36 protein-coding genes are annotated in these 25,384 nt (G+C 69.9%); 9 read left to right on the top strand and 27 right to left on the bottom strand.

Annotated features, from left to right (window positions below; translation table 11 throughout):
- Nucleotides 1-68: 68 nt before the first annotated feature.
- Genes AC5L35_RS30060 through AC5L35_RS30050 form a run of 3 tightly spaced genes read right to left on the bottom strand, consistent with a single transcriptional unit; the run spans nucleotide 69 to nucleotide 1,014 of the window.
- A complete protein-coding gene (locus AC5L35_RS30060; protein ID WP_495063084.1) occupies nucleotides 69-473 on the bottom strand; it encodes a hypothetical protein in 405 nt (134 codons plus the stop codon).
- Nucleotides 470-826, bottom strand: a complete 357-nt coding sequence (locus AC5L35_RS30055) for a hypothetical protein (RefSeq protein WP_495063083.1) — start codon at nucleotides 824-826, stop codon at nucleotides 470-472. The genes AC5L35_RS30060 and AC5L35_RS30055 overlap by 4 nt, the downstream gene beginning before the upstream one ends.
- Entirely contained in the window at nucleotides 823-1,014 is a 192-nt protein-coding gene (locus AC5L35_RS30050; RefSeq protein WP_495063082.1) for a helix-turn-helix domain-containing protein, read from the bottom strand. Before AC5L35_RS30050 ends, AC5L35_RS30055 begins: the two co-directional genes overlap by 4 nt.
- Nucleotides 1,015-1,186: 172 nt before the next feature.
- On the opposite strand from AC5L35_RS30050, the gene AC5L35_RS30045 reads away from it, so the two are divergent.
- Nucleotides 1,187-2,140, top strand: coding sequence for an ATP-dependent DNA ligase (locus AC5L35_RS30045; protein WP_495063081.1), 954 nt, complete (start codon nucleotides 1,187-1,189; stop codon nucleotides 2,138-2,140).
- A 58-nt stretch (nucleotides 2,141-2,198) separates the two neighbouring features.
- Here AC5L35_RS30045 and AC5L35_RS30040 read toward each other — a convergent pair whose 3' ends face one another.
- Nucleotides 2,199-2,741 (bottom strand): uridine kinase family protein, encoded by a 543-nt coding sequence (locus AC5L35_RS30040; protein ID WP_495063080.1) that lies wholly within the window; start codon nucleotides 2,739-2,741, stop codon nucleotides 2,199-2,201.
- A 263-nt stretch (nucleotides 2,742-3,004) separates the two neighbouring features.
- Here AC5L35_RS30040 and AC5L35_RS30035 point away from each other — a divergent pair, with 263 nt between their 5' ends.
- The gene (locus tag AC5L35_RS30035) at nucleotides 3,005-3,226 is read left to right on the top strand and encodes a hypothetical protein (RefSeq protein ID WP_495063079.1); all 222 of its coding nucleotides are present in this window, start codon (nucleotides 3,005-3,007) and stop codon (nucleotides 3,224-3,226) included.
- A gap of 276 nt (nucleotides 3,227-3,502) precedes the next feature.
- Here the strand turns inward: AC5L35_RS30035 and AC5L35_RS30030 are convergent, their stop codons facing one another.
- Nucleotides 3,503-4,123 (bottom strand): hypothetical protein, encoded by a 621-nt coding sequence (locus AC5L35_RS30030; RefSeq protein ID WP_495063078.1) that lies wholly within the window; start codon nucleotides 4,121-4,123, stop codon nucleotides 3,503-3,505.
- Nucleotides 4,120-4,320: a type II toxin-antitoxin system HicA family toxin gene (locus AC5L35_RS30025; protein ID WP_495063077.1), complete on the bottom strand. Its 201-nt coding sequence runs from the start codon at nucleotides 4,318-4,320 to the stop codon at nucleotides 4,120-4,122. Before AC5L35_RS30025 ends, AC5L35_RS30030 begins: the two co-directional genes overlap by 4 nt.
- Nucleotides 4,321-4,496: 176 nt before the next feature.
- On the opposite strand from AC5L35_RS30025, the gene AC5L35_RS30020 reads away from it, so the two are divergent.
- Nucleotides 4,497-4,940, top strand: coding sequence for a hypothetical protein (locus tag AC5L35_RS30020; RefSeq protein ID WP_495063076.1), 444 nt, complete (start codon nucleotides 4,497-4,499; stop codon nucleotides 4,938-4,940).
- A gap of 14 nt (nucleotides 4,941-4,954) precedes the next feature.
- On the opposite strand, the gene AC5L35_RS30015 is transcribed toward AC5L35_RS30020, so the two are convergent.
- Entirely contained in the window at nucleotides 4,955-5,506 is a 552-nt protein-coding gene (locus tag AC5L35_RS30015; RefSeq protein ID WP_495063075.1) for a recombinase family protein, read from the bottom strand.
- 417 nt (nucleotides 5,507-5,923) lie between these two features.
- Between AC5L35_RS30015 and AC5L35_RS30010 the strand changes: the two genes are divergently transcribed.
- The gene (locus AC5L35_RS30010) at nucleotides 5,924-6,853 is read left to right on the top strand and encodes a helix-turn-helix domain-containing protein (RefSeq protein ID WP_495063074.1); all 930 of its coding nucleotides are present in this window, start codon (nucleotides 5,924-5,926) and stop codon (nucleotides 6,851-6,853) included.
- Nucleotides 6,854-7,050: 197 nt separating this feature from the next.
- Here AC5L35_RS30010 and AC5L35_RS30005 read toward each other — a convergent pair whose 3' ends face one another.
- Genes AC5L35_RS30005 through AC5L35_RS29995 form a run of 3 tightly spaced genes read right to left on the bottom strand, consistent with a single transcriptional unit; the run spans nucleotide 7,051 to nucleotide 8,248 of the window.
- The gene (locus AC5L35_RS30005; RefSeq protein ID WP_495063073.1) at nucleotides 7,051-7,287 is read right to left on the bottom strand and encodes a hypothetical protein; all 237 of its coding nucleotides are present in this window, start codon (nucleotides 7,285-7,287) and stop codon (nucleotides 7,051-7,053) included.
- Nucleotides 7,288-7,301: 14 nt separating this feature from the next.
- The gene (locus tag AC5L35_RS30000) at nucleotides 7,302-7,805 is read right to left on the bottom strand and encodes a UBA domain-containing protein (protein ID WP_495063072.1); all 504 of its coding nucleotides are present in this window, start codon (nucleotides 7,803-7,805) and stop codon (nucleotides 7,302-7,304) included.
- Nucleotides 7,802-8,248: a Panacea domain-containing protein gene (locus tag AC5L35_RS29995; protein WP_495063121.1), complete on the bottom strand. Its 447-nt coding sequence runs from the start codon at nucleotides 8,246-8,248 to the stop codon at nucleotides 7,802-7,804. Before AC5L35_RS29995 ends, AC5L35_RS30000 begins: the two co-directional genes overlap by 4 nt.
- A 644-nt stretch (nucleotides 8,249-8,892) precedes the next feature.
- On the opposite strand from AC5L35_RS29995, the gene AC5L35_RS29990 reads away from it, so the two are divergent.
- A complete protein-coding gene (locus tag AC5L35_RS29990) occupies nucleotides 8,893-9,294 on the top strand; it encodes a hypothetical protein (protein ID WP_495063071.1) in 402 nt (133 codons plus the stop codon).
- Between the two features lie 69 nt (nucleotides 9,295-9,363).
- Here AC5L35_RS29990 and AC5L35_RS29985 read toward each other — a convergent pair whose 3' ends face one another.
- Nucleotides 9,364-9,741, bottom strand: coding sequence for a hypothetical protein (locus AC5L35_RS29985; RefSeq protein ID WP_495063070.1), 378 nt, complete (start codon nucleotides 9,739-9,741; stop codon nucleotides 9,364-9,366).
- A gap of 432 nt (nucleotides 9,742-10,173) precedes the next feature.
- Between AC5L35_RS29985 and AC5L35_RS29980 the strand changes: the two genes are divergently transcribed.
- Complete coding sequence (locus tag AC5L35_RS29980) at nucleotides 10,174-10,716, top strand: hypothetical protein (protein ID WP_495063069.1); 543 nt, start codon at nucleotides 10,174-10,176, stop codon at nucleotides 10,714-10,716.
- A 158-nt stretch (nucleotides 10,717-10,874) separates the two neighbouring features.
- Here AC5L35_RS29980 and AC5L35_RS29975 read toward each other — a convergent pair whose 3' ends face one another.
- The 11 genes from AC5L35_RS29975 to AC5L35_RS29925 form a co-directional block, all read right to left on the bottom strand.
- Nucleotides 10,875-11,426: a hypothetical protein gene (locus AC5L35_RS29975; protein WP_495063068.1), complete on the bottom strand. Its 552-nt coding sequence runs from the start codon at nucleotides 11,424-11,426 to the stop codon at nucleotides 10,875-10,877.
- The gene (locus tag AC5L35_RS29970) at nucleotides 11,423-11,815 is read right to left on the bottom strand and encodes a hypothetical protein (RefSeq protein ID WP_495063067.1); all 393 of its coding nucleotides are present in this window, start codon (nucleotides 11,813-11,815) and stop codon (nucleotides 11,423-11,425) included. Before AC5L35_RS29970 ends, AC5L35_RS29975 begins: the two co-directional genes overlap by 4 nt.
- Entirely contained in the window at nucleotides 11,812-12,294 is a 483-nt protein-coding gene (locus AC5L35_RS29965) for a hypothetical protein (RefSeq protein WP_495063066.1), read from the bottom strand. The genes AC5L35_RS29970 and AC5L35_RS29965 overlap by 4 nt, the downstream gene beginning before the upstream one ends.
- Nucleotides 12,291-12,962 carry a hypothetical protein gene (locus AC5L35_RS29960; protein ID WP_495063065.1) on the bottom strand — a complete coding sequence of 224 codons (672 nt, stop codon included), beginning with the start codon at nucleotides 12,960-12,962 and terminating at the stop codon, nucleotides 12,291-12,293. Before AC5L35_RS29960 ends, AC5L35_RS29965 begins: the two co-directional genes overlap by 4 nt.
- Nucleotides 12,959-13,165, bottom strand: coding sequence for a hypothetical protein (locus AC5L35_RS29955; protein WP_495063064.1), 207 nt, complete (start codon nucleotides 13,163-13,165; stop codon nucleotides 12,959-12,961). Before AC5L35_RS29955 ends, AC5L35_RS29960 begins: the two co-directional genes overlap by 4 nt.
- Nucleotides 13,166-13,199: 34 nt before the next feature.
- Nucleotides 13,200-13,646: a hypothetical protein gene (locus tag AC5L35_RS29950; RefSeq protein WP_495063063.1), complete on the bottom strand. Its 447-nt coding sequence runs from the start codon at nucleotides 13,644-13,646 to the stop codon at nucleotides 13,200-13,202.
- 248 nt (nucleotides 13,647-13,894) lie between these two features.
- The gene (locus AC5L35_RS29945; RefSeq protein WP_495063062.1) at nucleotides 13,895-15,271 is read right to left on the bottom strand and encodes an AAA family ATPase; all 1,377 of its coding nucleotides are present in this window, start codon (nucleotides 15,269-15,271) and stop codon (nucleotides 13,895-13,897) included.
- Nucleotides 15,268-15,684: a hypothetical protein gene (locus AC5L35_RS29940; protein WP_495063061.1), complete on the bottom strand. Its 417-nt coding sequence runs from the start codon at nucleotides 15,682-15,684 to the stop codon at nucleotides 15,268-15,270. Before AC5L35_RS29940 ends, AC5L35_RS29945 begins: the two co-directional genes overlap by 4 nt.
- Nucleotides 15,681-15,923: a hypothetical protein gene (locus AC5L35_RS29935; RefSeq protein ID WP_495063060.1), complete on the bottom strand. Its 243-nt coding sequence runs from the start codon at nucleotides 15,921-15,923 to the stop codon at nucleotides 15,681-15,683. The genes AC5L35_RS29940 and AC5L35_RS29935 overlap by 4 nt, the downstream gene beginning before the upstream one ends.
- Nucleotides 15,924-16,564: 641 nt before the next feature.
- Nucleotides 16,565-16,717, bottom strand: a complete 153-nt coding sequence (locus AC5L35_RS29930; protein WP_495063059.1) for a hypothetical protein — start codon at nucleotides 16,715-16,717, stop codon at nucleotides 16,565-16,567.
- Nucleotides 16,714-16,935 (bottom strand): helix-turn-helix transcriptional regulator, encoded by a 222-nt coding sequence (locus AC5L35_RS29925; RefSeq protein ID WP_495063058.1) that lies wholly within the window; start codon nucleotides 16,933-16,935, stop codon nucleotides 16,714-16,716. Before AC5L35_RS29925 ends, AC5L35_RS29930 begins: the two co-directional genes overlap by 4 nt.
- 180 nt (nucleotides 16,936-17,115) lie before the next feature.
- Here AC5L35_RS29925 and AC5L35_RS29920 point away from each other — a divergent pair, with 180 nt between their 5' ends.
- Nucleotides 17,116-17,676: a helix-turn-helix transcriptional regulator gene (locus AC5L35_RS29920; RefSeq protein ID WP_495063057.1), complete on the top strand. Its 561-nt coding sequence runs from the start codon at nucleotides 17,116-17,118 to the stop codon at nucleotides 17,674-17,676.
- A gap of 387 nt (nucleotides 17,677-18,063) precedes the next feature.
- On the opposite strand, the gene AC5L35_RS29915 is transcribed toward AC5L35_RS29920, so the two are convergent.
- The 4 genes from AC5L35_RS29915 to AC5L35_RS29900 all read right to left on the bottom strand — a co-directional run bounded on the left by AC5L35_RS29915 (nucleotide 18,064) and on the right by AC5L35_RS29900 (nucleotide 21,254).
- The gene (locus AC5L35_RS29915) at nucleotides 18,064-18,843 is read right to left on the bottom strand and encodes a hypothetical protein (RefSeq protein WP_495063056.1); all 780 of its coding nucleotides are present in this window, start codon (nucleotides 18,841-18,843) and stop codon (nucleotides 18,064-18,066) included.
- A 133-nt stretch (nucleotides 18,844-18,976) separates the two neighbouring features.
- Nucleotides 18,977-20,134, bottom strand: coding sequence for a DUF2637 domain-containing protein (locus AC5L35_RS29910; protein WP_495063055.1), 1,158 nt, complete (start codon nucleotides 20,132-20,134; stop codon nucleotides 18,977-18,979).
- A gap of 24 nt (nucleotides 20,135-20,158) precedes the next feature.
- A complete protein-coding gene (locus tag AC5L35_RS29905) occupies nucleotides 20,159-20,539 on the bottom strand; it encodes a DUF6907 domain-containing protein (RefSeq protein WP_495063054.1) in 381 nt (126 codons plus the stop codon).
- A gap of 250 nt (nucleotides 20,540-20,789) precedes the next feature.
- Nucleotides 20,790-21,254, bottom strand: coding sequence for a hypothetical protein (locus AC5L35_RS29900; protein WP_495063123.1), 465 nt, complete (start codon nucleotides 21,252-21,254; stop codon nucleotides 20,790-20,792).
- Here AC5L35_RS29900 and AC5L35_RS29895 point away from each other — a divergent pair.
- A complete protein-coding gene (locus AC5L35_RS29895; protein WP_495063120.1) occupies nucleotides 21,244-21,951 on the top strand; it encodes a TadE family type IV pilus minor pilin in 708 nt (235 codons plus the stop codon). The genes AC5L35_RS29900 and AC5L35_RS29895 overlap by 11 nt on opposite strands.
- Nucleotides 21,948-22,421, top strand: a complete 474-nt coding sequence (locus tag AC5L35_RS29890) for an Rv3654c family TadE-like protein (RefSeq protein WP_495063053.1) — start codon at nucleotides 21,948-21,950, stop codon at nucleotides 22,419-22,421. Before AC5L35_RS29895 ends, AC5L35_RS29890 begins: the two co-directional genes overlap by 4 nt.
- A 435-nt stretch (nucleotides 22,422-22,856) precedes the next feature.
- Here AC5L35_RS29890 and AC5L35_RS29885 read toward each other — a convergent pair whose 3' ends face one another.
- Entirely contained in the window at nucleotides 22,857-25,208 is a 2,352-nt protein-coding gene (locus AC5L35_RS29885; RefSeq protein WP_495063119.1) for a DEAD/DEAH box helicase, read from the bottom strand.
- Nucleotides 25,209-25,384: the final 176 nt, after the last annotated feature.

Below are 25,384 nucleotides of genomic sequence, written 5' to 3'. Positions count from 1 at the left end.
CACGTCGAAGCTCGGGGCGTCAGCGCACCGGAGGGCGGCGGTCGTTCGCACGGGGATAGGCCTCAATCTCAGAGGGTCGCGATGCCGGAGGCGTTGAACCGAACGTCGACGTCGCCGCCGTTGGGCACCAGAGGCAATCCGCTCGTGGCGGTGTCGATGTAGATCAGGAGCCGGGACGTAGCGGGACTGCCGGTGTTCTGCACCATCAGCAGCGCCTCGAACTGGTTGCCCGTCACCCCAGGCAGGGTCGCGTCGGCCGCGTCCAGCACCCCGTCGTCGGCGGTCTTCCCCGCGAGGTTGACACTCGCGACCTGCGCGGCCTCGTCGATCTCCGACAGGAACTGCATCGACGCCGTGTTGATCGCGGGGCTCTGCGCGTTCGTGTCGATCGCGTACAGGGTGACCGCGTCGCCGACCCAGTCGACGTCACCGACAGCCCACGCCTGGCGAGCCTTGGCAAAGATGGCGTTCAAGAGGGGCTCCCCCCGGTCACGGTCGGCGTGCTGACGACCTTGTTCAGATAGACGACGGACACGCTGATCCAGTGGTCGATCAGGTTCCGGGTGTCGCGTGCCTTCGCCAGCCGTTCCGGCGGGATCCGCCCGGCGGCGACCTCGAGCCAACGGTCGTTCGCGGCGACCAGCCGGTCGATCAGCGGGATCTCGACCTCGAGCGCCGCCACGAGCTCGTCGCGATGCCGAGCAGTCGGGAGTTGCTCCCACCGCTGCCCCAACCGCCGCACCCGATGAACCGCAGGCATGGCGACCCGCTCCGCGGCCTCGTACTCCAGCGCGGCGTCGTTCAACGGGTCCGTTCCGGCTCTCATGCGGGCGTCCCCCCGCGGAGCCGGGCGAACTCGTCTTCGGAGATTCGCCACTGGTGGCCGACCTGGAACGCCCGGATCTTCCCGGTCCGGCACAGCCGCAGGACCGTCGCGGTGCTGACGCGGCAGTGGGCCGCTACCTCATCGGGCCGGCGCGCTGGCGCGTCCGCGACGGTCCCCGTGTCTGACATGACCGGAACGGTCGCGGCTGTCGCTGCTGCGCGTCGCTCAGTCGCGTGTCAGCACTGCTGGCCAACAACGGGAACGAAGAACACCCGCTGGCCGACCGGACACCAACCCCCAATGCCCGATGCGGAGAGCCCGCCGCAGGTCAGCGCTCTGTGACCGGCATACCGTCCCCAGGTGCTCCGCCCGCCCGTGCAGCCGATGGTCGCCCGACCAGCACCGGACCTGCCCACCGCAGGGCCATGGGCGTTCGAGCCCAAGTTCGACGGGTTCCGGGCGATCGCGACCGCGGACCAGCGGCAGGTTCGGCTGCACTCCCGCCAGCACCGGCCCCTCACCCACTACTTCCCCGACATCGTCGACGCGATCGCCGACCAGTTCGCCGGCCACGTCGTCCTCGACGGCGAACTCGTCGTCTGTCGGGCCGGCGGGCTGGACTTCATGGCGCTGCAGCACCGCCTCACCGCCGCACGGCACGCTGTCACCGAAGCACCCGCGACGTTCGTGGTGTTCGACGTGCTCGCCGCAGGGGACACCGACCTACGCGGCCACCCGTACCGGATCCGCCGAGCACTACTCCTCCAACTGCTCGACGGCGCCGGCCCATCTCTCGCAGTCGTCCCTATGACCACCGACGGCGAGGCTGCCCACGCATGGCTCACCGGGCACCTCGACGCCGGCATCGAGGGCGTCGTCGCGAAGCGCCTCGACCACGGCTACCTCCCAGCGCGGCGCGCCTGGCGGAAGGTCAAGACCAGAACCAGCGCGGAGGCCGTCGTCGGCGGCGTCCTGGGCCCGTTGAACTCCCCAGTGGCGCTGGTCCTCGGCCGCCGTGACGACGCCGGTCGACTGCGGGTAGCCGGGCGCACCGGGCTGCTCCCACGCGACGCCCGGCCTGCTCTCGGCGCCCTGCTCCACGCCGCCGATCAGCGGCACCCCTGGCCACCGGTGCTGCCCCCAGCGAGGTTCGGAGACGCAGCCCCCGTCGAGTACACGCGGGTGGACCCGACAGTGATCGTGGAGCTCGCCGTCGACGCAGCAGTGGACCTGGTGCGCGGCCGGCCCGTGTGGCGGCATCCGGCCACGTTCCAGCGGGTGCGACACGACCTACGAATCGACGACCTCAGGTAGCCGGAGGCGAGGGTTGACCGCAAGGTCTTCGGTCGGGCCTGGTTTCCAATCGAGTCGCTCAGACGGCGTCAAACGGTGAAGCGATCACGACCTCACATACGGAGTCGTGATCGATCAGGGGTGTGCCTGCGACGACAACGTTCGCCCGCTCCCATGGGCGGTCAGCGGCCAGGAAGGGCAGCTCCTCGCTCTGCCACGCGTGCCAGCCGCTGACCGCTTCCACGTCACCGCCGTCGCGAGCGAGCCCGCGTCGCTCAGCCTCCGCCCAATCGGACTGGACCCAGACGGCAGCGTCGATCAGATTGGCAAGCTCGAGACGGGAGGCACCAACGCCCTCAATGATCACCAGCGGGGCCGACGCTGAGGCCTCTACACAGCCGTCCCGTCCGTGCGACCTCCACGCGGATGGCTGGTAATGCACCGACTGGCCCTGGTGCAGCGGCTCCAGGACCCCAGTAAGCATGAGATCGTCCCAGCCGAACCGGGAGTGCGCCCATGCGATGTCATCGGTGTGTAAGACCTGCGCGCCTGGCACCCCCAGGCGCAGCCGCTCAGCGAGCGTCGTCTTTCCGCTCCCGCCGCGCCCGTCCACTGCGATCACCCGCGGGCGTCCCGCTACAACACTGGGGGTCTGCAACAGCAGGTCAACGAGCCATTCCAGGGGCTCAACGCGCCAAGGCCCGGCCGGGGGCTCCTCCTGCCGCAACCTCAAACCCATGCGTTCAACCGTAAGGGGGCGGAGCTGAGGCGGGTCACTGACTGCCTGCGACATCCGGCCACAGATCACCTCTCGGGACGGATGATTACGGCGAAGCTGCGGGGGTCCGCGCCGGCGTGGCGTGGGCAGGCAACGATGGAGCAACTGTGAGCGACGAACCGGACATGGAGAAGATCGGCGGCCTCCTGGGTGAAGACCAGCAGGGTGTGCCGTTGACCGGGCAGGCGCTGGCCGACTACTGGGCGAAGGAGGAGGCCCGGCTCGGGCACCCGCCGCAGATCGGACCGACCCCCGCCCAGAAGCGCCGTTTCGAGGCCGACATCGAGAAGGCGAAGAAGGCCGCGGCGAAGAAGGCCGCCGGGCTCTGACGCGCACGCGTTGACGCCTACACGCGACTGACCGCCCGCTCGGCAGCCCCGAATCACCCTGATTCCCCGCGGATTAGGGATCAGCGGGCAGAGGTGTTCTCGCAGCTCAGAGGAGGGCTGGTCACGGGGTGGTCACCGGTAGCAGCGGGAGCGACAGCCCCGGGCGACTTCTCCACCCGGGGCTGCCACCACCCTCGCTCGGCTCGCCGACAGCGGAGCCGGGACCATGCTCACGGCCAAGCCCTACGGCGGTGGGCGCCGAGACGCGAGTACCGCCTAGCCTGCAGCTCCGACCAGGGACCGCCCTGTTGCCGTGGCGTTTGCCCGCATGAACTCGACGACAGTCGACTCCGCGGACAGACCCGCAGCCGCAAGGCTTTCCTTAGGGCGTCCGCCCGGGACGATGGCCTCCGGTCCGGCGATGTATGACCACCACGCCGACTGGAGCTTGCCAACGATGGGGCCCAACGCGCAGACAGCGACGGCGTCGTAGTCGTTCATCTGCTCAAATATCCAGCCGAGCCGATCAGTAGGGACGCACGCGATAACCACGCCATCACCTGTCGCGGTGAGCGGCATCCGCGCCTGGAAGTCCTCGCCCTGACCGTGGAACGTCAGTGATGCCTTCATGATCTTCGCCGTCTCGTCACGGTCGAGCATCCGACGGTCCACGGCGACACGGATGTAGGCGCCCGGAACGAGCGGTCGCTCGAGGTGCTCGACAACTGTGAGCTCGTCGAGGTCTCCCAAAGCGAACTTGGCTGCCTCGCGGAACTCGGCCCGGACCTCAGCGACCGAGGACCCGGCAGCGTAGATGCTGTGTGGATAGGAGTAGGCCGACCACTCCTCACCCGAGCCGTCGTCGTCGAGGCGGTAGATCACATGCAGAGTGTTCACCGCGCCTCCCGCCGTGCTTCCTCGACCGTCAGACCCACGTCAGCTACCAGGATACGGCGAACCATGTGGCCACGGATCTCACGATTGTCGTGACAGGCGAAGGTGAACGGCGCGCCTGTCGTGGGGCTACGGAAGGTGCAGTGCGATCCCTCCTGCCTAACCGGCTCCCCGCAGAGGCGCTCCAGGATGGCCCGCATTCGCCGGCCTCGGAGGCTCGGCCACTGTTCACCCATCGCGGGGGAGGCTAGCGGGCGCAGACCCCCAGAACGGGCAGCGGGGCGTAGCTGCCGACCTTGCTGTTCCTCACGCCTAACGGGACGATCACGACGTCGCGGCCACGGCAGCAACCCTGGAGGACGTCTTGCTGGCAAACATGATCGTGATCCCCGTCGAGTACGACAGAGAGCGGATCCGAATCCTCCCCGACGCTGACGAGCAGTCCTTCCCCGAGGTGCTGAAGCGAGAGATCGGCGCTCAGCACGTCGAACACAGCAGCTTCCGTACACCATGGGGCCCACTCCAAGTCTGGGTTGGCGCAAGCAGCCTCCTCGACGACTCCCTCGGCCACAACCTGCGAGCGATCGCGCTGTGCCGCGACTGCGGATACGACGTCCCCGACGTCCGTGGAGTCGCCGTCATCACCAGCTACAACCCGGCCACCGGTGAAGCCGTGGCCCCACCCGACGTACTGATTGAGTACCTCGACGGTTGGAGCCCCGGTGACGGTGAGCTCGCCCGAGCGGTGGTGGGGCGGCCGACAAGTCCAGAAGCGGTAGAGGATTTCATGGAGCGGCTCCTGCACGACAGATACGCGTAGCCCGCGGCGGAGCTCTACGCAGACTCCAGCGCCCGGTACAGCGTCGGGCGGGACACCTTGAAGAACTTCGCGACCTCGGTGACTTGCTTGCCGTCGTCGAGCATGCGGCGGGCCTCGGTGACGTGCTCGGGCGACAGCTTCGCGGGCCGGCCGCCCTTCCGGCCGCGAGCCCGGGCGGCTGCGAGCCCCTCGAGCGTGTTCTCAGAGATGACGTCGGCGGTGAACTCGTCGACGGCGGCCAAAATATGGAACGTCAACCGGCCGGCTGGGGTGCGGGTGTCGATGTTCTGGCGCAGCACCAGCAGGTTGATTCCGCGGTCGTCCAGCTGCGCCGCGACCTCGGTGAGGTTGCGGACAGAGCGGGCGATGCGGGAGAGCCGGGTGACGACGAGGGTGTCGCCTTCGCGCAGGTGGTCCAGGCAGCGGTCCCACTGCGGGCGCCGGGCGAGCTTGCCGGAGGCCTTGTCGGTGAAGATCCGCTCGCACCCGGCCTCGCTGAGGAGGTCGTGCTGCGACTCGTCGTGCTGCTCGGTGGTTGAGACCCTGCTGTAGCCGATTAACGCCATGCCGAAGTGTAACGTAAACGGTCTCATCCAGAAACGCGTGACATAGATTTCGTACGCGAGTTTTGTTACGGACCTGACCGGACTCCGCTGTCCCGCGCCGAGGTGGCACGTCAACGATCGTTTACGGGACACCCCGCGCAGGTGTACTACCCACCCTCGGCGGCCTGCCGTCCGCGGCCGAGCCCGCCAGATGCGATCATCGGCGCGATCATGAAGGCCACTAAGGGCCAGACCGACGTCGAGCGGTGCGGGAGCTGATCATCGAGCGCGTCGGCGCGTAGCACCTTCGACGTGGCGGGGCGGCTGCTCGCCTGTGGCCCGGCCCTGTTTGCCACGACAACAGCCGTCCATGTGATATAGCGCTCCGAGGTCTTGTAGTTCCTGCCTGGGCGGATGAGCCGGAGTTAGCCTCGGGCCGTGCAGATCTTTGAGTACTCCGGTGAGGAGCTGGGAGACGTCGCCAGTGAGTTCTTCATGCCCGTGATCGCCCAGACGCGTCCCGACTTCGGGGGGAGCGTCGCGCTTCAGGAGCTGGGCGAGGCTCTCACACTCTCTCGGACGCATTGGGGGCCGATGTCGCTGCTCCGGACGGACCGGATGGCCGCGAAAGCGTCGGCAGACGACGTGATGCTCTTCTGCGTATACACGGCCGGGCGGTGCCGCTTCCGCCAGCACGACCGCCTCGTCGAGCCGGCAGCCGGTATGGGAATGCTGGCCGAGGCCCGTAGCCGCTACGAGCGGGTCACGCCGACCGAGACCCGGTGCATGAACCTGTCTTTCTCCCGCGAGCTGCTGCCGCTCCGCACCACCGAGATCACAGACTGCTGTGCACGCAGCATGGACACCGCAGCCCCGGCCATGCAGTTGCTGTCCAGCTACCTGAATCGGCTGTTCGAGATCGCCGACGACCTCACCGCGCCGCAACGGCAGGACGCCGGGCGGGCCGCGGTCGATCTGCTCGCCATGGCGCTGCGGGACGTCACGCCCTCCGTACCAGGCGCGGACGGCTCCGCGGGCGTGTTGCTCGACGTGATGCGGACGCACGTCCGCGAACACCTGGGCGACCCGGACCTGCGGGTCGAGGAGCTGGCACGGCGGCACCACATGTCGGTCCGCCACGCCTACACCCTGTTCGAACGGATCGGAACCACACCGGGGGCCTACCTTCGCGAGCAGCGGCTGCTCACGGCACAGGCCATGCTGTCCGACCCGAGGTACGACCGTCGCACGATATCGAGCATCGCGGCTGCCGTCGGGTTCCGCGACCTCAGTACGTTCGAACGGGCGTTCCGGCGGCAGTACGGGACAACGCCGGCCGGCTGGCGGCGTGAGCACCGCCGCTCCTGATCCGTCATCTAGCCCGGGCCCGGGAGCGGGAGCGCCCAGACCGCGAAGATCGCAACGCCCCCGGGGACGAATCCCCGGGGCTGCCCGCTCGGCCAACTCAACCGACACCGCAAGCCGCGGCGCATCGCCATCCTCGTGCGCCGGCCCAGTTGGTGGGCGTGGAGACGCGACTACCGGTCCGGCGGGTGCGGCACGACCTACGGGCCGACGACCTCAGCTGAGCGACGAACGTGAACTGTCAGTTCGGGGTTGATCGTGACGTCGAGGCTGCCGGGGTCCGCGCCGGTGAGGACGGCGACATAGTCGCGGACCATGAGATCGGCGTCGTCGAGGGTGACGGACTGAGTCACGCCCACCTCATTGCCGTCGGCGTCGTGGATGTAGAGCTCCCAGCTGTGCGCCCAGCGCTTCGCGGAGACGGAGTATGCAGTCATTCAGCCAGCACACCTCACTTGTCGGTCGGCCAGACGGTGTGCTCCGGGTCCCACCAGATTGCGTAGAAGTGGTTTCGCTTCAGCAGCCCGTGAAGGCGGTACTTCTTCGTGACCCTGAGCCGACTCACCCGAGTCTCGTCCCCGAACCCCATGTCGATGAGACGCTGCTCCGCGGCCGGATTGGGGATCTCTTCGACCTCATAGTGGGCGCCGGTGTTGCTGCCGCTGTTGAAGACCTCGTGAGCGGTCTGCTTCTCGATGTCGCGCAACCGAGTAAGCAGCGTTTTATGGGCCTCGGCTGTGATCTTGGTCAGGCACCATGGCCCGTCCAAGTCGACGTAGTTGAATCGGACGACCAGTTGATGATCGTCGAGCCGCGGCTCCTCCAGCACTGACGGCCGCTTCTCGCTGCGGATGCCGCTGCCGGCTGGGGCACGCGGCCCCCGGCTCTTCGGTGGTGGATCCGCGACGGCTGGCTGCTTCGCCTTCTTCGACTTCTTTAGCTCCCGGCGGGTCACCCGGCAGCGGAGTTGGTCAGACCGTCGTAGTACTCGTGCATCGCCGCGTGCTCGATCACAGCGGTGCCACGCTCCTGATCTGCGAGACCTGCAGCGGCACGGGCGTCCAGCCATGGCCGCTCGCGGTGGGTCAGCTCGCTCAGCCAGTGGGCGGACTTGTCGGCGTAGAACTCCAGGACGGCGTCCACTGTCTCCCGCTCGTCCTTGTCCAGAGCGTCGGCGTCGCCGTGCACCTCAGTCCCGTCGCTCACGCGGAACCTCCCGCGGTGCAGCCGGTACAGGTCTGGCACGACCGGCCCGTTCGCCCAGGCCTGGATGGGCTCCTCGAAGAGCGGCCGCTCTTCCCACACCAGGTGCCACGCCTGGCTGTAGTAGCAGAGCTTCTGCAGCTTCATGGCGGTCATCGGGCCCTGCTTCTGCAGGATGTACGCCGCTACGTCCATCACCGTCACCACGGTGCACACCTCCCCCACGTGCGTCGAGCACTGCCCACAACAGCGGTTGTGCACAGCTCTGTCCACATAATCGCGCCAGTACACGCCGCGTTGCGGCCACTCGGCGATGACACCCGTTTGGACGTAACGGCGGTCGGCAACCGCTGGCGGCACGAGCCGCGCCACATACCGTTGACCAGCCCTGTCAGGGCCTAGGGGCGCTCAGGCCAGGGACCAGTGAGCTCTGCCACCCACCAGCGGCCAACCAGCGGCAGTCGATCACCACCGGCGTTCTGCAATCACGGTCGCTGACACCGGCTTGGGCTCCAACGCCCAGTACAGCGGCGGGCGGGACTCCTGAAGAACGCAGGGACGGCGGTGACTTGCTGGCCTTCGTCGAGCATGCGGCGGGCGGCGACGCCGTGCTCGGCCGGAGTCGATGGTCTCCTCGAGCACGCCGCTCATTCTTCGACTTGTCCACCAACGGCCCTTTGCGCCTTCTATCGCCTACGCAACGCTCGCGGAGCTTGTTGATGACTGTCCGCACGGACGGCGCCGATCCCTCGAAACGGAGACCGCAGCACGTGAGCCATCCCGCTCCTATCCCTGCAGCACACTTCAGCCCCGCCCCGCCTGGCTGGTGGGCCTGGTACGTGGACGACGACCCCAACAACCCTGACGCACCGCTGTGGGCAGAGCCCGTGGCCGGGTGGATCACTGACTCCTCTGGGACGACGAAGGCGGCTGTGTGCCACCCAGAAGGCCAGGTGGAGCCACTACCAGATGGGCGGAACTTCATCGCGGTCACCGGGCCCCGTCTTCAAAACGCCCTTGCGGTCGTCAGGAGCATGCTGCCGGAGCATCTGGCCAAGCACGGGCAGCTGCCGCTATCGGACTGGCGGCTGCGTGACCTGGTGCGCAAGGTCTACACCACCGACGTCGAGGACGCGGCGGACGACATCACCAGCGCAATCAAGAACAGCCTTGGAGACTTCGCCGCGACCATCGAAGTGGCCGTGAACAGCGTCAAGACCGCGATCGACAACCACGGCTGAGCACAAGCGCGGACAGCACTACGCCCGGGAGCCACACGCCGATGGGGCTCCCGGGCCGTGCGCAGGCCCTCACCGCCGGCGCCCGTACCGCCGATCGTGCCGGAGCTTCGGAGCAGCCGAACACGGCTCCGGCCGACCATGCTCGAAGCGGCACAACACCATGTCGACCCAGCCGACTTCCTCTACCGGCTTGCCGAGCAGCGTGGCGGTCTCAACGATCCGCCCGATCTGCCACCGCAGCAGCTCCTTCTGCCATCGCTGCCAGTCCCGATCGAAGCCGCGGCGCAACCGCTGCTCCTCGAACCGGATCGACGCCTCTTGACGGACCCGCCGGACTGAGCCGCCATGCACCCGGCACGTGAACCCGCCCACGATCGCATAGGCCCGACACGGCTTCTTATCGCTGCGCCGAGCACGACACCGGCGCGCCTGCCTCACCCGGGCCACGCGGCCACCTCCAGAGCTGTTGGGGACGGTTTGATGGGTCAAGGAGATGCCGGGCAGGGAGGTGGAGCGCGGGCACGAGGTCTTCGGCCTCGTCGCCATCGGGACCATGCCCCGGGTCGAGCGTCAGGAGTTGGTCTCTTATATTCGTGATAAGGACTCATATTCGCTTTCCGTCATCACAAAAGTAATCTCGGCTCACTGCGACATGCGCCAGATTGAGGGTCTAGAGCCGAGCGCCTGCTGAGTCGCGTGTGGACGCGTGCTCGCGGTAGTCAATCGTCCACAAAGGGTTGCCAAAGGATTCCTGGGCGACTACCTTTCGGGGCCCGCGGGGTTCGCGTGAAGACGACCTGGAGCGCGGTGCTCGCGGAGTCTGATCTCATCGGCCGCTGTTCCAAAGCTCACGCAGCGACGCTGAACAGTGGAGTACCCATGAACATCAGCACCGTGTTCCGCACCGTCGCTCGCATAGCAACAGCCAATTCGATCAGCGGCACCGTCCCACCCGTTGCGGTGGGCAGCGCGGCCGCCACCGCGCACGAACCTTCCGCCAAGAAGCCCCGACGACTGGCCCGATGCCTCGCCGTGGCCGCCGCGACAGTCGGTTTGCTGGCCGCCGGGGCTACCCCGGCGAAGGCGGATATAACAGATCCCTGGGGCGGGACGATCAAAACCACCGTCTATTGCGATCTGTCGACTGACACAGTCACCCTGAAGTCGTCGATCAATACGACAGCCACCGTCACACTGCACCTGCACGACCCGTGGACCGGAAGACTGCTAATTGAAGCGCCAAACCTGGCGCCCACGCCGGATCCCCATCAGGGCGCCTGGTACAGCTTCACTACCCCAACCCCGTTCCGCGCCGGAGTCTCGGTCTACTACGCGTATTCCTGGCCGAGCGGTACCGCCGGCGAGTTCGCCGGCAACTATGCCTACCCCTCGGGAGCACCGAGCGGAGGTTGTGATCTGTGACTCGTTGGTCGGTACTCCCGGCCCAGCCGCGCCAGCCGTCCGACAAGCCTGATCGATGGGGAGCTCGCCGTCGAAGATTCACAGAATCCTGCACCCGCCTCCGGCAGGACGGTTAGCTTTGCGCTCCAGGTGTCACCATAGTCCGGGGGCTGTGGTGGTCATGGGGTCTCCTCCAGTTCGCCGCGCACGTCGCGTTCGACTTGGCGGCGGAGTTCGTGTTCGAGCTCGGCGAGTGCTGCGTTGAGGTCGGCGGCACCGGCGCCGGTGGCGTGGACGGCGTGCCGGCTGGGTGCGTCGAGGCCGAGCAGCTTCGCCCGCCGTTCCTGGATTCTCAGCAGCCGGTCGATCGCCTGGAGGACGGGCATGTCGTCCCGCAGTGGCTGCCCGTCGGGTCCGAGGACCAGCCGGCCAGCGGAGGCGACGTGGTGCTGGCGCTCGAGCACGGCCAGTACCTCGACCGTCATCGCGTCGAGCTGCTCGAGCTGCAGCTGCACCAACTCCTGCGCAGGCTCAGCCACGACCTCGGCGAGTGCCCGCTGTACGGCGCGGCGGGCGTTGGAGCGGTCAGCGAACTCCAGCTCGTCCGCGATCTGCTGGTAGGAAGCGCCCCGGCTGCGGAGCCGGCAGGCCGCGGCGTCCCGTTCGGCGGTGTCCAAGGCGCGGGTGAACTTGCCGTTGTGACCTCGGCCCGGTGTGGCCTTGGTGGTCATCGGCGTGCCGTCTGCGCGAGGCGACGCTGCCGTGCCTTCTGCTGGCCGAGGGCGTAGGCCCTGCGGATCCGTGCTTGCTGCTCCGCCCGCTGTGCCGGTGTGGAGGGCTTGCCCGGTGCGATGAACGTGCCCGGGCAGGTGGCTGCGGTCAGTGCGCCGGCTGCGGTGAGGTCTTCCACCAGGAGGTGCCCGACGACGGCGGCGAGCCGGTCGTGGTCGAGCTTCGCGGCGGCCGCGGTGACGGCGGCGGCGTCGGCGGCCTTTTCGGCGGCGAGCTCCTGGAGCGCGGCGGCGTCGTGTTTGGCGACGGCTTCCGCGTTGGCGCGGCGGGCGATCGCGAAGGGCTGCGACCGGTACTTCCACTGGCGGGTGTGCATGTCGGTGGTCATGCGGTTCTCCTGAGGGTGGTGCCGCGGCCGGGGTGATCGCGGACGATCTGGCGGACGTCATCAGCGGTGAGCCGGCCGTGGACGTGGAGCGCGGCGGCGGTGGAGCCGATCGCGTCGGGGTGCTGGTCGACGAGCTTGTGGGCGCGGCAGAGGAGCGCGGCCGCGGCGGCGGGGTGGAGCGTGGAGCCGATCTCGTCGACCTGGTCGAAGTCGAGGCGTCCGCAGTCGTCGGCGATGTCGGCGAGTGGGCGGCCGGTGAACCGGTGTTCGGCGACGGAGCCGGCGAGGAGCGCAACCAGGTGAGCCAGCCCGGTGGGTCGGCCGGCGGGGTCACCGAGGACGGCACCGGCGAGCGCGGAGTGGTCGTCACCGAGGACGACAGCCCGGAACGGCAGGTTGAGCACCGCGAACGCGACGGCGTGACCGGCTTCGTGGCAGGCCACCGCGTGGTCGTGGTGGACAAGCAGCGCGGGTGTCACTGGTCGACCCGGTGGAGCCCGTAGCGGTAGCCAGATGGGAGCTGGTCAACCTCGGGGGCCGGCACCCAGTTCGCGCCGTCGAGGTGGACGGCGAGGGCCTGGAACCAGCTGTCCCGGTGGCGGATGAAGTCGTTGAACTCCCGGAGGATCAGCTGCCGTGCGTACTCGTCGTCGTCGGGAAGCACGGCGATCAGCTCGGCGAGCGACTCCCACCAGCCGGTGAGTGCCTTCGGTGCGCCGGAGACCTTCCTCTGACCGGGGAACGTGCGGGTGGCCACGAGCGGGGCGAGCTTCCCCCGCGGCTCGGCGACGTCGGCGGTGTAGCGGCGCACGGCGTCCATCAGGGCGCTCTCGAACGTCAAGGACCCGAGCTCGAGCAACTGCCGATGCTTCTGCTCCAGCTCCACGGCCCGGTCCTGGCGGGCAGTTTCGCGCCGGCGCCACGACTGGACGTCAGCGGCGAGGGAGAGCGGGTCGGCGGCGGACTCGGTGGCGATCTCGTCGAGCTGTCGGCGGAGCTCGAGGAGCTGCTCGTCGACGGCGGTTGGGGTGCTGGTGGGCATGGAGGTCTCCGGGGTGTCGGTGGTGTGGATGTTGGGGCGGGGTTCGGGTGCTGGGGTGGGAGTCGCGAGGAGCCAGTCGATCCACCGGGACAGGCGGCTGGTCATGCGTCGACCTCGCAGCCCGCGGCCGGGTTGGCTGTGCGCCATTCGGCTTGGACTGCGGCGATGCGCTCCGGTGTCCACTCGGCCTTGCGGCGGTCCCGCTCTGCGACCGCAGCGGCGGCCTGTGCCTCGCGGCGGGTGGCGGCCTCGGCGGCCCAGCGGGCGGCGCGCTTGGGGATCTCCAGCTTGAGGGCCTCGGTGTCCATCAGGCACTCACCTCCGAGTTGGCGGTCGTGGCGGTCATCGGGGGTTCCAGCAGGAGCTGCAGGCGCCGGCCAGCAGCACGGCGGGCGGGACGGAGGCGAGGGCACCGTCGAGGGTGCGGGCGATGACGGGTGCGACAGCGACGGCGACGGGACGCAGCTCGGCGAGCTGCCCGCAGAGGTCGCATCCGGCGAGGTCACCGGGGCGCCGCATCCACGCCTGCAGGCACGCTGCGCACCTGACGACGGTGGGGGCGTCGGCTGTCCACCATCCGGGTCGGGGCGCCCCTGGCTGGATGTGGGGGCAGCCGTCGAGGCCGCGGTGGACGAGCTGGTCGACGTAGATCTCGGCGACGGCTTGGGACGCCCGCCGCGGGTAGCGGGTTGAGAGGGCTTTGAGGAGGTCTGCGGCGACAGCGAGGTTCTCGGTGCGGGCTGCGCCTAGCTGGTCGCGGAGCGCGGTTTCGGCGGCGGTGATGGTCACTGCTGGGACTCCTGGTCTGAGGGGTCGTTTCGAGGGTCGTCTGGGCCGTGGTTCCGACTTGTCTGACTTGCTCCTGACCTGCTGAAACGCCGCGTCGGACTTGCTTCCGAGTTGCTGCCGAGTTGGCTACTCGGATCGGGCTTGTTCCGACTTGGTTTTCTCTCTTCCGACTTGCAAGTAGGAAGGCAAGTCGGAAGCAAGTAAGAAGTTGTGTTTGTGCAGGTCAGAGGCAAGTCAGACAAGTCGGATCACGTGGCTTCCTGCGCGTGCGCGCGAGCGGCGAGCTCGGCACCGGCGTCGGTGAGCGACCACACCCATCGCGGCTCTCGCGAGCCGGGGTTGCGGTCGTCGTAGGAGCACATGAGCCCGGACTTCTTCGCGGCCTTGGTGATGGTTGCCCAGACGAGGCCGTTCTCCTCTGCTTGGCCGGCGAGGGTGCGGGTGGCCACGCCGTAGGGGTGGGCGCGGTCGAGGAGGTCGAACATCCACTGGAGCCGCTCGGGGACGCTGGTGGCGGCGGCTGGGCCGTTCCCGTTGGTGTCGCGGTTGAGGAGCTCGGAGAGGGTCGCGTCGGTGGAGCCGGTGATCCGGAACGCCGGGTGCGACATCAGCTGCCCCTCGACGCGGACGTCGATCGACGCCATGTCGTAGGTGAGGCGGGGGACGTCGTCGCCGGACAGGCCGAGGTTGTTCTTGTCCTGGCCGAGGACTCGGACTCCGTCCTCACCTTCGGCGAAGATCAGGACAGCGCGGACGGCGTCACGGAGGCCATGGGCACCGGAGATCATGTCGGCGACCGGCCCACCTCGGGACTTGTTCATGTGCGCGATGCCGTGCACGGCGCATCCGGTTTTGTGGGCCAACGCGATGACGGGGCGGAGGGCTTCTCGCCAGTCGTCGGTCGAGTTGCTGTTCGCCCCGGACTTCCGGATGTCGAGGAGCGGGTCGATCGACAAGAACTTCGCGCCGACCTCGTCGATGGCCTCCTCGAGGAGTTCGATGTCGCGCTGCCAGTTCAGCGGCAGGTCGGGGAACTCGTCGGTTTCGGTGCCTTCGAGGAGGTGGATGCGGTCGAGGTCGGCACCGGCGGCTTCGAGGCGGGGGCGGGTGGTGTGGGCGTGGGAGTCCTCAGAGGCGTAGAGGATCACGTCGACGGGTTTGCCGTGGTACTCGCCGGGGAGTTCACCTCGGCTGAGCTGGGCGGCGAGCCACAGCACGAACGGGGATTTGCCGACGTTCCCGCGGCCGGCGGAGATGCTGACCTCGCCCGCAGGGATGCGGCCGACGTCGGGTTGCCACAGCCACGCTGCGCGGCGGGCTTTGACGGCGCTGGCGCGGACGAGGCGGAGCCTGCGCCGCGGGGGCTCATCCTGCTGCTGCTCACCGCCGGACGGGAGGACGATCCCGTTGGTGTCTCCCTTGCGGAGCGCCAGGAACGCGTTGGCCCGTTGGGTGCTGGTGCCCTCCGGGGTGACGATCCCGCCGTTCCCCTTCTTCAGCGCGAGGATGGCGTTGACGCGCTCGGCGCTGGTCCCGCCACCGAGACCACCGTTGCGGCGGGGGCGGACTGAGGCGGACCCGAGCGTCTCGTAGGCCTCACCGTCGTGGCTACGTTCCTTGCTCACGCTGCACGTCTCGCTTCTTGCTGGGCGGCACAGCTGGGGCAGCGCACCGTGTCGAGCGGGGGCAGTGGGTGCTCGAGGTGCAGGACGGCGGCCTTCCCGTCGCCTCGTGCGGAGCAGTCGGGGGCCTGGCAGTACACCGGCGTCAGCGGCACGTTGCGCCGGGCGAGGACGGCGTCGCGTCGCTCCCGATTGCCGAGGACCCGCCACTGCTCGGCGGTGCCACCGGAGTGGACGGCGTAGGCAACGGCGCGGAGATCCTGGAGTCGGGTCCGCTCGTGGTCGGCGAGTGCCAGGCCGAGTGCGACGGCTTCCCTGTGCGGGTCGTCGACGTGGAGCACGCTGATCGCTGCGGCGAGGTCGGTGGGGTCGATGCCGCGGAGCAGCTCGATGACGGGGTCAAGGGCGCCGGTCACCGGGCCACGACCTCGACGTCGTAGCCGGCGTCGGTGAGCGCGGCGAGGACCTTCTCGACGCGGGAGCCGAACACGAGTAGCTCGTCGGGGCGGTCGCCTCGTTCACAGCCTGCGGAGCCTGCGGCGCGGCGGGCGACACGCAACGCTCGTTTGTCGCCTCTGAGGCGGTCGGAGAACGTGCCGGGGACGCGCTGGACGATGTTCTGCTGGTTGCGCTGGCCGTGATCGTGGGAAGTCACTCGGCACCGCCCGTGCTTGCTCCGACCCACAACCGGACGAGGCTCCGCGCTGTCTTGGGTCGCGTGGACGGGACGGCACCGACGCATACGACGACACCCTGACGGCGGGCGATGCTCATCGCCGGGCCTACGGCGTTTGGCGTCGGCGGATCCGGCAGCTGATGCTTGGCTCGGACGTCTGCGGCGGTGAACGGCCTCCCAGTTTTCGCCTCGACACCGACCGCTGCGAGGAAGGCAGACCGCCATTCCTCGCGGGCGGTGGCCACGGTGGGGTGCTTGACGCGCTCGATGTCACCAACGTGCGAGAGTCCCCCGGTCCTCTGGGCTGGCGGATCGGCGTCGGCCTGGTTTCCGCCGCGGTCTTGGTCCTCGACTCGGGTGAGCCCGGCGCTGTTGAGGAGCCGGCCGAACGTCGGCGACGGGGTCGCTGCGGGGCTGGGCGTCCTGTCGCCGGCCGAGTCAGGTGGGGGCGCCTGACGCGTGGGGCTGAGGCCGCTAGAGTGGCGGCTGAGCATCACTTCTGGATCTCCTGGTGCTCCGGCCCCCGGCGGGTGGTGACCGCGCGGGGGTGTAGTGCGTTCAGGCAGCCTTTTCGGTTGGCCTGGTCTTTCGGGTGTTCTTGCTGCTGACCGGTGGGACGGTCATGCGGCGTCTGGCGTCGCGGCTGGTGTGAGGTCGGCGTCGCGGAGAGCGCGTGCGAACGCGTCGACGGCTTGCTGGGGTGGCGGGGGCCAGTTGGCGATGAGCTCGCAGGCCCACGCGGCGACTTCGGCGTCGAGCTCCGGGGCGCTCACGCGGTGTCCAGGTATCGGCTGGCGAGCCATGCGCGGACGTCCGCTGCTCGGTAGCGGATGTGCTTGCCGCCGATGCGGAGCCGGCGGGGCCCCGTTCCGTCGGCGGCCCACTGGCGGAGCGTGCGGTCGGAGATGCCCCCGAGCAGCTCACCCAGCTCGGATGGTGCGAGCAGGCGATCGGGATCGTCGCCTAGGACCGGTACGAGAGACTGAGTCATGCGCCCTCCGTATCGGGAAGATAGCGGCATTTTCGGGAAGATCCCGACCTGCGGGCCACCGTATCGGGAAGATAGCGGATCGCCAACTTCTCGGATTTGGTTCACTCATATGGGCTAGTTGATCGGGAAAATCCCGACCCAATGGCGGATGTCTGCGGCCGCAGGTGGCACGATGGCGGCATGAACGCCCCCCAGGACGACGAGCAGCAGTCGGTAGCCATGCGTGCGCGCCTGGGTCGCGAAGTCGCTGCGCGTCGGAAACGGATGAAGCTCACGCAGGAGGAGCTCGTGGGCCGGGGGGGCCCCTCCGCGCAGACCATCCGCGCCATTGAGGCGGGGATTGACGCGAAGTACCGGCCTTCGACCTACTCCAAGCTCGACCGTGCGTTGGAGTGGCACGACGGCACCGCTGAGAAGATCTTGCAGGGCACCGCCACGCGCGAGGAGATCGACGCCCACATGGTCCGCATTGAGGTCCACGACTCGGCGGTCGCTACCGATTCGGTCTCGGCGGTGATGCGCTCATCTCCATCAGACGCGGAGCTGGCGGAGCCGTGGTCGCGGTGGGGGGCGATTCCGATCGGCCGCGTCGTCGGCCAGGCGGAGACGTTGATCGGGATGCTGGCGAACGTGAAGGACCCCGACACGCCCAGGGCTGTCGAAGCCCGGCGGTTGTTCCGTGAGGGGTTGAACCTTCTGTTCGAGGAGGAGAAGGAGTGGGCCGCCCGGCAGGAGAGGTGATCTTCCTAGCTCCGGGAAATTTCCGAGGAGCTGGCCGAGGGCCCCAGTCGGACGGTCATCGCGCCCGCACGCGCGCGCGTAGCGGATGAAGAGGGGTTTTTGCCAGCTGTGCCCGGGAAATTTCCGTCGGGTTGCCGGCGCACGCTGGGCTGCTGGACCCGGGCGGCCGGCTCCCTGACGGAGGCCGGGAGAAATTTCGCGCGCACCGGTCGCTCGGAAGCGTCTGATCTACGTATGCGCCCGCGCGCGTATACGACGCCGGGCGAGAATTTTCCAGCCGGATCGGGTCGAGTCGGCAATCTTGCTCAGTTTTTCCGCCCATCGGGGGCCCCCACAGCAAAGAGGCCCGGCCCCACCAGGGGACCGGGCCTCTCGTTCATGCCGGGGTCACGCCACCTCGCGGGCGTCCTGTCCGATCAGCACAGAGGCCCGGGCGACCGCCTCAGTCAGACGGACGGCCTGCTCACCACTGACGCCGACCTCGCTGACCTCGACATACAGCCGGGCGGCTGAACGGGACGCCGGGCCGCCGTCAGCGGGGATCGATTCGGAGCACCTCACCTGCACCTCCACCGGGCGTTCGTCCGGGCCGTCGTCGAGCAGGATCGCGGCGTGGAACACGGTGACGGCGCCGCCGCGCTCCGCCCATGCGCTGCACGAGGCGGGCCGGCACCAGGTCGGGTGCCCTGCCGGGAAGGCGTAGTCGGTCAGTCGACCGGCGCGAAGCGAACCGGCCATGAGCGCGGCCTGCCAGGCGTCGCCGAGGGTTGCGGCGCGGGTGACCCCGCCGACGACGGCGGCTGCGCCGCGGAGGTCGTTGCCTTCTGGGATGGGGGCAGGTCCGCCGGCCGCGTGCAGCAGCTCCCGCAGGCGGTCGCCCTCCTCCTCGGTCTGCCGGCCTTCGAGCTCCTGAATGTCGGACCAACCGATCACGTGATCGACGACCCATTTGGGTTCCTCGCCGCAGGCGTCGGACACCTCGGCGAGGGTCGCGCCGAGCTCCAGCGCGTCCACCACGTTCTGCCACATCTGCAGGAGCAGCCGGTCGGTGTTGTCCTCGATGATGCAGAGGGCTTCGACGATCGGGTGGGGTCGGGTCGTGGGGTCGGGCCGGTGGACGAAGTCGGCGGCGGCCGGGGCGGTGCGGTGGTCGAGCGTTGCGGTCATTTTGCGCTCCCGAGTGAAGGGTTTTGCGGGGCGGTTCGGGTGGGCGGTCCTGCCCGGTGTTGTGCGAAGGGGTCCGGGGTGGTCAGGGCGGGGTCTGCAGGGGTCCGACTGGCGCGGACCCCCGCCGGACCCCCTAGCCGTCGGTGCCTGACTCGTCGCCGTCGACCGGCGAGCCCATAGACAGATTGCGGACCCGGTCTGCCCGCTTGCTGCCGATGCCGTACCGGATCCGGACCCTCTCCCGGGAGGGCACGGACCCCTCCTCAGCGATCCAGACCCGGATGCCCTCCACAAGATCGTCATCGCTGATCGAGGCCGGAACCCCGTTCGTTGCGTCGACAGGGAGCGGCTCGTCATGCACTGACAGGGGTCCGACCCGGTCTGCAGGGTCGAGCATCACGGGAGACCAGGTGTCGACCGTGGACCCGGGATGTGCGTTGTACTTCGGGTTCTCGGTGGCGATCGCCTCCTGCTCGACAGCAAGCGCCTCGGCCCGGGTCTTGTAAGTGGTCACCTGAATCCGGACCACTTCGGACCACCACGGCTGGCGTCGGCGGTGGGTCCGGACCCTGTTGTACGGGACGTCTGCGATACCGACGTAGAGCAGCTGATCCGCCTCGCCTAGCAGCCGGTAGACCCCGCAGGACCCATCGACCCGACCCACCCGGACCGGGACCCCGACCGCCTCCTCCAGACTGGCCCGCTCCGACTCCGGCATCTCCTCGGGAGCATCGGCGGCCCGGGCGGTTTCGGCGGTCTTGGGTCGGGTCCGGTAGGCGACGAGCGCCACCAGTTCCAACGCGATGCCGAGGGCCAGCGGCGGGAACAGGGCGACGACGTAGGACGTCACCGTGGGCGCCGGGTAGACGGGCGCCGGGATCTGGATCGGGCCGAACTGCAGGACCGGGCGCAGCGACACGGCGGCGAGGTTCGCCGCGACCGTGACGACCATCCCGAACACGAACGCAGCCCACGGGCCTTTGCCCACGGCGTCGCCCCGGTGCCGGCGAACCCACACCACGACGAGCGCGGCCAACAACATTCCGTCGACGCTCAACGGCAGCCACGGGGCCATGACGGGATCCCCGACGCTCTCGACGACGTGGCGGGCGTGGCGGTACGACGCGACCGCAGCGGGGGTGCCGACCATGCCGACGACGACCACGGCGAGCAGCGCGGGCCACACCCTGCCCCACAACGTCACGTCCACGGCCACGTCCCGGTTCCCCGGTGCCGCCGGTGTCGGCCCTTCCTGAACAGTCGGCGCCACCAGTACCTGATCACGGTTCATGACATCCCTCCTGGTGTGCGGCGCTCATCGGGCCTGGAGGGAGACGCTGAAGAGAGCGGAGGCCACCTCGGCGGCCGCGGCCGCGGTCAGGCAGACGCTGCCCACGTCGCCGTCGATGACGACGGCGGTGACGAAGTCTCCGGTGGGGTTCCCGTCCGCGTCCCAGGAGTCCACGCGGACCATGGCCACGATGGCGGTCTCGGCGCCGTCCGGGGTGGCCATCGTGATCTCGAAGGCGTTGCGGTGGTGCGCGATCTCGCGGACGCCACCGCGCATGACCTTCAGCTCGCACATGCCGTTGCACCACGCGGGGTGTTCGACGGTGACGGGGCCCAGGCCTACGCCTGAGAGATCGGGGTATGCCGGGCTGGTACCCGGCTGAGTCGCTACGGCAGGCTGCACCATGGTCGGTTACCTCTCCTTGGGGGCTGGTCAGGGCCGGCGGCGGGGTCCAGTCCCGCCGCCGGCTGTCTTGCTCTACTGGGAGGGGTGCGAGCACCTGCCGCAGCAGGGGTCACCGCACGCGAGGTCGTCCGGTGCGTCGACGCCGCACTCGCACATGACGGGCATGTCCTGGTCCTTCCGCCGGGGGTCGCTGATCGGCCCCTCATCCGCCGGCCGGGCCGGGTGGGTCCGGCCGACGGGGTGAGGTCGATCAGCCGCGGTTGCCAGCGACGAACTCGGTGGTGTGACGGCCCATGCCGGCCACCTCGTGCGCCTTGCGGGCCTCCGGCACGTGCACCTCGCGGTGGTGCGCACCACACTCAGCGCGGCGTGCGCGGGCGGCGTAGGCGAGGAGCTGTAGTCCGACCTCCTCGGCGTCGCGCACCGACAGGTGGACATCGCCGCGGATCAATGAGCCGTCGACGTTGAGCGACTGGGTGTTCTCCACGGTGAGGTGGACTCCGTGGTTGCGGCTGACGAGCCGGCCGTCACGGTCGAGCTCGTCATCGCAGGTCTGCGTGATCATGACGATCGCGTCGTCCTGCGAGGCCTCGACCACCTGGGGCTCGGAGGAGTGCCGCACATCGGACGGGACGCTGGCATCGCAGACCAGCGGCGAGCACCAGCGCGGGTGGCTCGAGGTGACTGAAGTCTGGGCGTGCGTGATGATGCTCATGGATCCGGCCTCCAGAGGGTCGGGTCAAGGGCCGGTAGCCGGGGCGCAATCCCAGCTGTCGGCCCGCTTAGCGCTGCAGCGACAGTGCCGAAGCGTTAGTGGTGATCAGCGGCGAGTCCATCGTCACGGCGCTCACCGACCTCGTACAGCGCGCGCTGTCGGTGTCGTTCTGATGCCCGCCCGCACGCCGGTGGCGCGAGTGGTGCATCGGATTCCCGGCCGGTGCGCCCTGCGGCGCCGGCGTGCGGGCGCCCAGCAGTGTGCGCGGGGATCCGCGCCAGGGCAGACATCGGCACGAGCGCGGTGGCCGCCGGAGCCGCTCACCGGAGCACGGCGGAGGGAGGTCCGCTGGGCAGGCGCGAGGGCCGACCGCGGCGCCGTCACCGTGGAGGCGGCGCTGGCCCTGTGCAGCCTCGCGGTGTTCCTGGCAGTGGCTGTCGGATCGGTCGTTGCGGTCGCGGCGGCGATCCGCTGCATCGACGCCGCGCGTGAGCTCGCCCGACTCGCCGCCCGGGGCGAACCCGACCGCGGCCGCGCTGTGGCCGCCGCCCTCGCGCCCGACGGCGCGCGTCTCGAGTTGGTGCACCAGGACGACCTCGTGGTCGCGGAGGTCTCGGGTGAGCTGCTGCACCCGCTCCCCCTGCGGGTGAGCGGGCGCGCCGTGGCCGCACTCGAACCCGGCGCCGCCTCCCCATGAGGCAGCGGCGAGTGCGGCAGCCGAGCGACGACGGCATCGCCACCGTCTGGGCCGCGGTAGCCGTAGCCGTGATCATGGCGGCGCTGCTGCTCGGTCTCCATCTCGGTGCAGCTGTCGCGGCGCGCCACCGGGCGGAGTCCGCCGCCGATCTGGCTGCCCTCGCGGCCGCAGGGCACGCCGTCCACGGCACCGGGGCCGCGTGCCGGCGGGCCGAGGTGATCGCCGAGAGGATGGGGGCCGCGGTTGCCCGTTGCGTGCTGGCGGAGTGGGACGCGCTGGTCGAAGTCCACGTCGCGGTACCGCTCGCGCTTCCCGGCACCGCCGATGCAGTGGGCAGGGCGCGCGCGGGGCCGGCAGAACCGGACCCCCCCCGGGCACCCCGTCGACCACCCTCAGCGCCAACCGGAGCCCGGCGGCACCGACACGGCGGGGGCGGCCGACATCGAAATTCGTCAGTTCCTACCGTCTGACCCGGATCATGAACCCGAGCCGCCGTCCGATAGGTTTTGCGTGACGATCAGCGATCCGCTGCCACCATGCGGAAATCGTCGCGGCGAGCGGTCGACTCGACTCGACGGGTGGGCGGCAGCCCTCCAAACGGCCGGATTCGTCACCTTGGGACTGCCGTCCGACGACTCGGCGCAGCACCGTAACGCTCGTCGTGGCTGCAGAACCGATGGGCGACGGCCACTGGCGACACCCGGGGCAGGAGCGCCTACTTGATGTGGTTGCAGGCGGTTTCGGCCACCCGCACCACGAGCTCGCTCCCCAGGCTGCGGTGGGGCCGGCGCGTCCCCCCCGACGCCCACCCCGATAACCGGTTCCACCGCGCTCCGGCCGTCGCCGGCCGGCCCGGCCCCCGATGTGGCCGGCCGGCGGCGGCTATCTCATCAGCGGCCGTCTCATCAGCGGCCGTGCAGAGCGGATGACGTCGTTCTCTCCGCCTCCGCCTCCCCCGACAGCGCATCCAGCACCACACCCAGCACGATGACGGCGCCGACCTTGTCGAGCGGCACGTTGCCGTTTCCGCACTTGGGAGACTGCACGCAGGACGGGCAGCCGGCACGGCATTCGCAGTCGCGGATCGCGTCTCGCGTGGCCGTCAACCAGGCCGCGAGAACGGCGTGCCCCCGTTCGGCGAACCCGGCACCACCGGGATGGCCGTCGTGCACGAACACCGTCGGCCTGCCCGTCTGCGGGTGCAGGGCCGTGGACATGCCACCGATGTCCCATCGGTCGCAGATCGCGAACAGCGGGAGCAGGCCGATCGCGGCGTGCTCCGCGGCGTGCAGGGCTCCGGGGATCCGGACGGGCGGCACCCCGGCCGCGATCAGCGCCCCCTCGTCGATGTCGTACCAGACGCCGCGGGTGTGCAGGGTCTGCTCGGGAAGGTCGAGCGGCACGGTCTCCAGGACGGTGCCGTCGGGAGCGCGCCGCTGGTAGGCCACCACCTGCGAGGTGACCGTGGTCTCGCCGAACGACACCCGCACGGCACCGAGGTCGCGGTGAGCGAGGACCCGCGCCACCTCCACGTCGGCGGTGGAACGGGCGTCCGTGCGCCAGTCCGGGTCGGCAGAACACACCAGGGCCACACCGGCGTCGAGGTCCAGATCCTCCACCAGGTAGCTCTCACCGCGGTGCAGGTACACCGCGCCGGGGTGCACGGTGGCCGCGGCCGAGGCGCCGTCCACCGTGCCGAGCATCCGGCCGGTCTCCCCCTCCACCAACGCCACCTGCCCCAGGCCCGAACCCCGGATGTCCACCGACCCTGCCGGGCGCTCCCGCGTGGACGGCCAGAACCAGCCGGTGGGCCTGCGCCGCAGCACACCGTCGGCGACGAGCTCGTCCAGCACGGCCGCGGCAGGCGCGCCGCCGAACACCTCGGCCACGTCGTGCTCGGTGAGTGGGAGCTCCGCCGCGGCACACACGAGCTGCGGCGCGAGGACGTAGGGGTTGTGCGGGTCCAGGACGCAGCCCTCCACCGGAGCTCCGAGCAGCGCCTCCGGGTGGTGCACGAGGTAGGTGTCCATGGGGTCGTCGCGGGCGACGAGCACGACCAGCGCCTCGTCGCGAGCTCTCCCGGCACGGCCGGACTGCTGCCAGAAGGACGCCCTGGTGCCCGGGAAGCCTGCCACCACCACCGCGTCGAGACCGGCGATGTCGACGCCCAGCTCGAGCGCGTTGGTGGTGGCCACGCCGAGCAGCTCGCCACCCGCCAGCGCCACCTCCAGAGCACGGCGCTCCTCGGGCAGGTAACCGCCCCGGTACGCGGCCACGCGCTCGGCCAGCGCCGGGTCGACGTCGGCGAGCAGCCGCTGCGCGCCCAGCGCGGTGACCTCGGCGCCCCGCCGGGACCGCACGAAGGCGAGAGTGCGCGCGCCCTCCACCACGAGGTCCGCCAGCATCCGGGCAGCCTCGGCGCCGGCGGCCCGGCGCACGGGCGCCCCGTTCTCCCCCACCAGCTCGGGCAGCAACGGCGGCTCCCACAACGCGACGGTGCGACCTGCTCCCGGTGAACCGTCGTCGGTGACCGCGACGACGTCGCGACCGGTGAGCCGGGACGCGAAGGCCGCAGGCTCCGCCACGGTGGCCGACGCCAGCACGAGCGTGGGATGCGACCCGTAGCGCGCGCAGATCCGCAGCAGCCTGCGCAGCAGCAGCGCGACGTGCGAGCCGAACACCCCGCGGTAGGTGTGGCACTCGTCCACGACGACGAACTGCAACCTGCGCAGGAACGCGGCCCACCGCGCGTGCCGCGGCAGTACGGAGCGGTGCAGCATGTCGGGGTTGCTGAACAGCCACCGCCCGTGCTGCTGCGCCCAGTCGCGGGCGTCCATGGGGGTGTCACCGTCGAGCGCGGCCGGGCGCACGTCGGGCAGGCCGAGCGCGTCGAGCGCGCGCAGCTGGTCGGCCGCGAGGGCCTTCGTCGGGGACAGGTAGAGAGCGGTGGCCCGGGGCTGTTCGGCGAAACGCGCGAGCACGGGCAGCTGGTAGGCGAGCGACTTGCCCGACGCCGTGCCCGTGGCCACCACGACGTCCCGGCCTGCGTGGGCCAGTGCCGCTGCGGCCGCCTGATGACTCCACGGACTCCGCATCCCGGTACGACCCAGCGCCTCCCGCACGTGCGCGGGCACCCACTCCGGCCACTCGACGGGGTGGCCAGGGCGCGGGGGCAGCCGCACGGCGTGCCGCAACGGTCCGGCCGCGTCATCGGGAGCGTCATGGGGGACGTCGTCCGTCCACCACTCCGGAGTCATGGTGCGACCCGGGGACGTCTCGTCCTCGATCGCCGCCCCGTCGATCACCGTCCAGTGCGGTGCGGGCTCTGCTCCCGATCCCGCGAGCACCCGGCGCAGCAGGAACTCGCCACGCCCCGGGCGGGTCTCGATCCCCGCGCCCGCCGCGCCACCGGCTCGTCCGTTCCCACCACACC

It is taken from the genome of Pseudonocardia sp. OZ21 (assembly GCF_059359135.1).
The sequence above is the reverse complement of the archived record's forward strand: the minus strand, read 5'-3'. Positions and strand labels throughout refer to the sequence as shown.

Coding starts and splice junctions, on each gene's coding strand:
- AC5L35_RS30055 (WP_495063083.1), bottom strand. CDS start 826: ATGAGAGCCGGAACGGACCCGTTGAACGACGCCGCGCTGGAGTACGAG.
- AC5L35_RS30050 (WP_495063082.1), bottom strand. CDS start 1,014: ATGTCAGACACGGGGACCGTCGCGGACGCGCCAGCGCGCCGGCCCGAT.
- AC5L35_RS30025 (WP_495063077.1), bottom strand. CDS start 4,320: ATGCGGGCCATCCTGGAGCGCCTCTGCGGGGAGCCGGTTAGGCAGGAG.
- AC5L35_RS30020 (WP_495063076.1), top strand. CDS start 4,497: ATGATCGTGATCCCCGTCGAGTACGACAGAGAGCGGATCCGAATCCTC.
- AC5L35_RS30015 (WP_495063075.1), bottom strand. CDS start 5,506: ATGGCGTTAATCGGCTACAGCAGGGTCTCAACCACCGAGCAGCACGAC.
- AC5L35_RS30005 (WP_495063073.1), bottom strand. CDS start 7,287: ATGACTGCATACTCCGTCTCCGCGAAGCGCTGGGCGCACAGCTGGGAG.
- AC5L35_RS29995 (WP_495063121.1), bottom strand. CDS start 8,248: ATGGACGTAGCGGCGTACATCCTGCAGAAGCAGGGCCCGATGACCGCC.
- AC5L35_RS29980 (WP_495063069.1), top strand. CDS start 10,174: ATGAACATCAGCACCGTGTTCCGCACCGTCGCTCGCATAGCAACAGCC.
- AC5L35_RS29975 (WP_495063068.1), bottom strand. CDS start 11,426: ATGACCACCAAGGCCACACCGGGCCGAGGTCACAACGGCAAGTTCACC.
- AC5L35_RS29970 (WP_495063067.1), bottom strand. CDS start 11,815: ATGACCACCGACATGCACACCCGCCAGTGGAAGTACCGGTCGCAGCCC.
- AC5L35_RS29960 (WP_495063065.1), bottom strand. CDS start 12,962: ATGACCAGCCGCCTGTCCCGGTGGATCGACTGGCTCCTCGCGACTCCC.
- AC5L35_RS29955 (WP_495063064.1), bottom strand. CDS start 13,165: ATGGACACCGAGGCCCTCAAGCTGGAGATCCCCAAGCGCGCCGCCCGC.
- AC5L35_RS29925 (WP_495063058.1), bottom strand. CDS start 16,935: ATGACTCAGTCTCTCGTACCGGTCCTAGGCGACGATCCCGATCGCCTG.
- AC5L35_RS29920 (WP_495063057.1), top strand. CDS start 17,116: ATGAACGCCCCCCAGGACGACGAGCAGCAGTCGGTAGCCATGCGTGCG.
- AC5L35_RS29915 (WP_495063056.1), bottom strand. CDS start 18,843: ATGACCGCAACGCTCGACCACCGCACCGCCCCGGCCGCCGCCGACTTC.
- AC5L35_RS29910 (WP_495063055.1), bottom strand. CDS start 20,134: ATGAACCGTGATCAGGTACTGGTGGCGCCGACTGTTCAGGAAGGGCCG.
- AC5L35_RS29905 (WP_495063054.1), bottom strand. CDS start 20,539: ATGGTGCAGCCTGCCGTAGCGACTCAGCCGGGTACCAGCCCGGCATAC.
- AC5L35_RS29895 (WP_495063120.1), top strand. CDS start 21,244: ATGATGCTCATGGATCCGGCCTCCAGAGGGTCGGGTCAAGGGCCGGTA.
- AC5L35_RS29900 (WP_495063123.1), bottom strand. CDS start 21,254: ATGAGCATCATCACGCACGCCCAGACTTCAGTCACCTCGAGCCACCCG.
- AC5L35_RS29890 (WP_495063053.1), top strand. CDS start 21,948: ATGAGGCAGCGGCGAGTGCGGCAGCCGAGCGACGACGGCATCGCCACC.
- AC5L35_RS29885 (WP_495063119.1), bottom strand. CDS start 25,208: ATGACTCCGGAGTGGTGGACGGACGACGTCCCCCATGACGCTCCCGAT.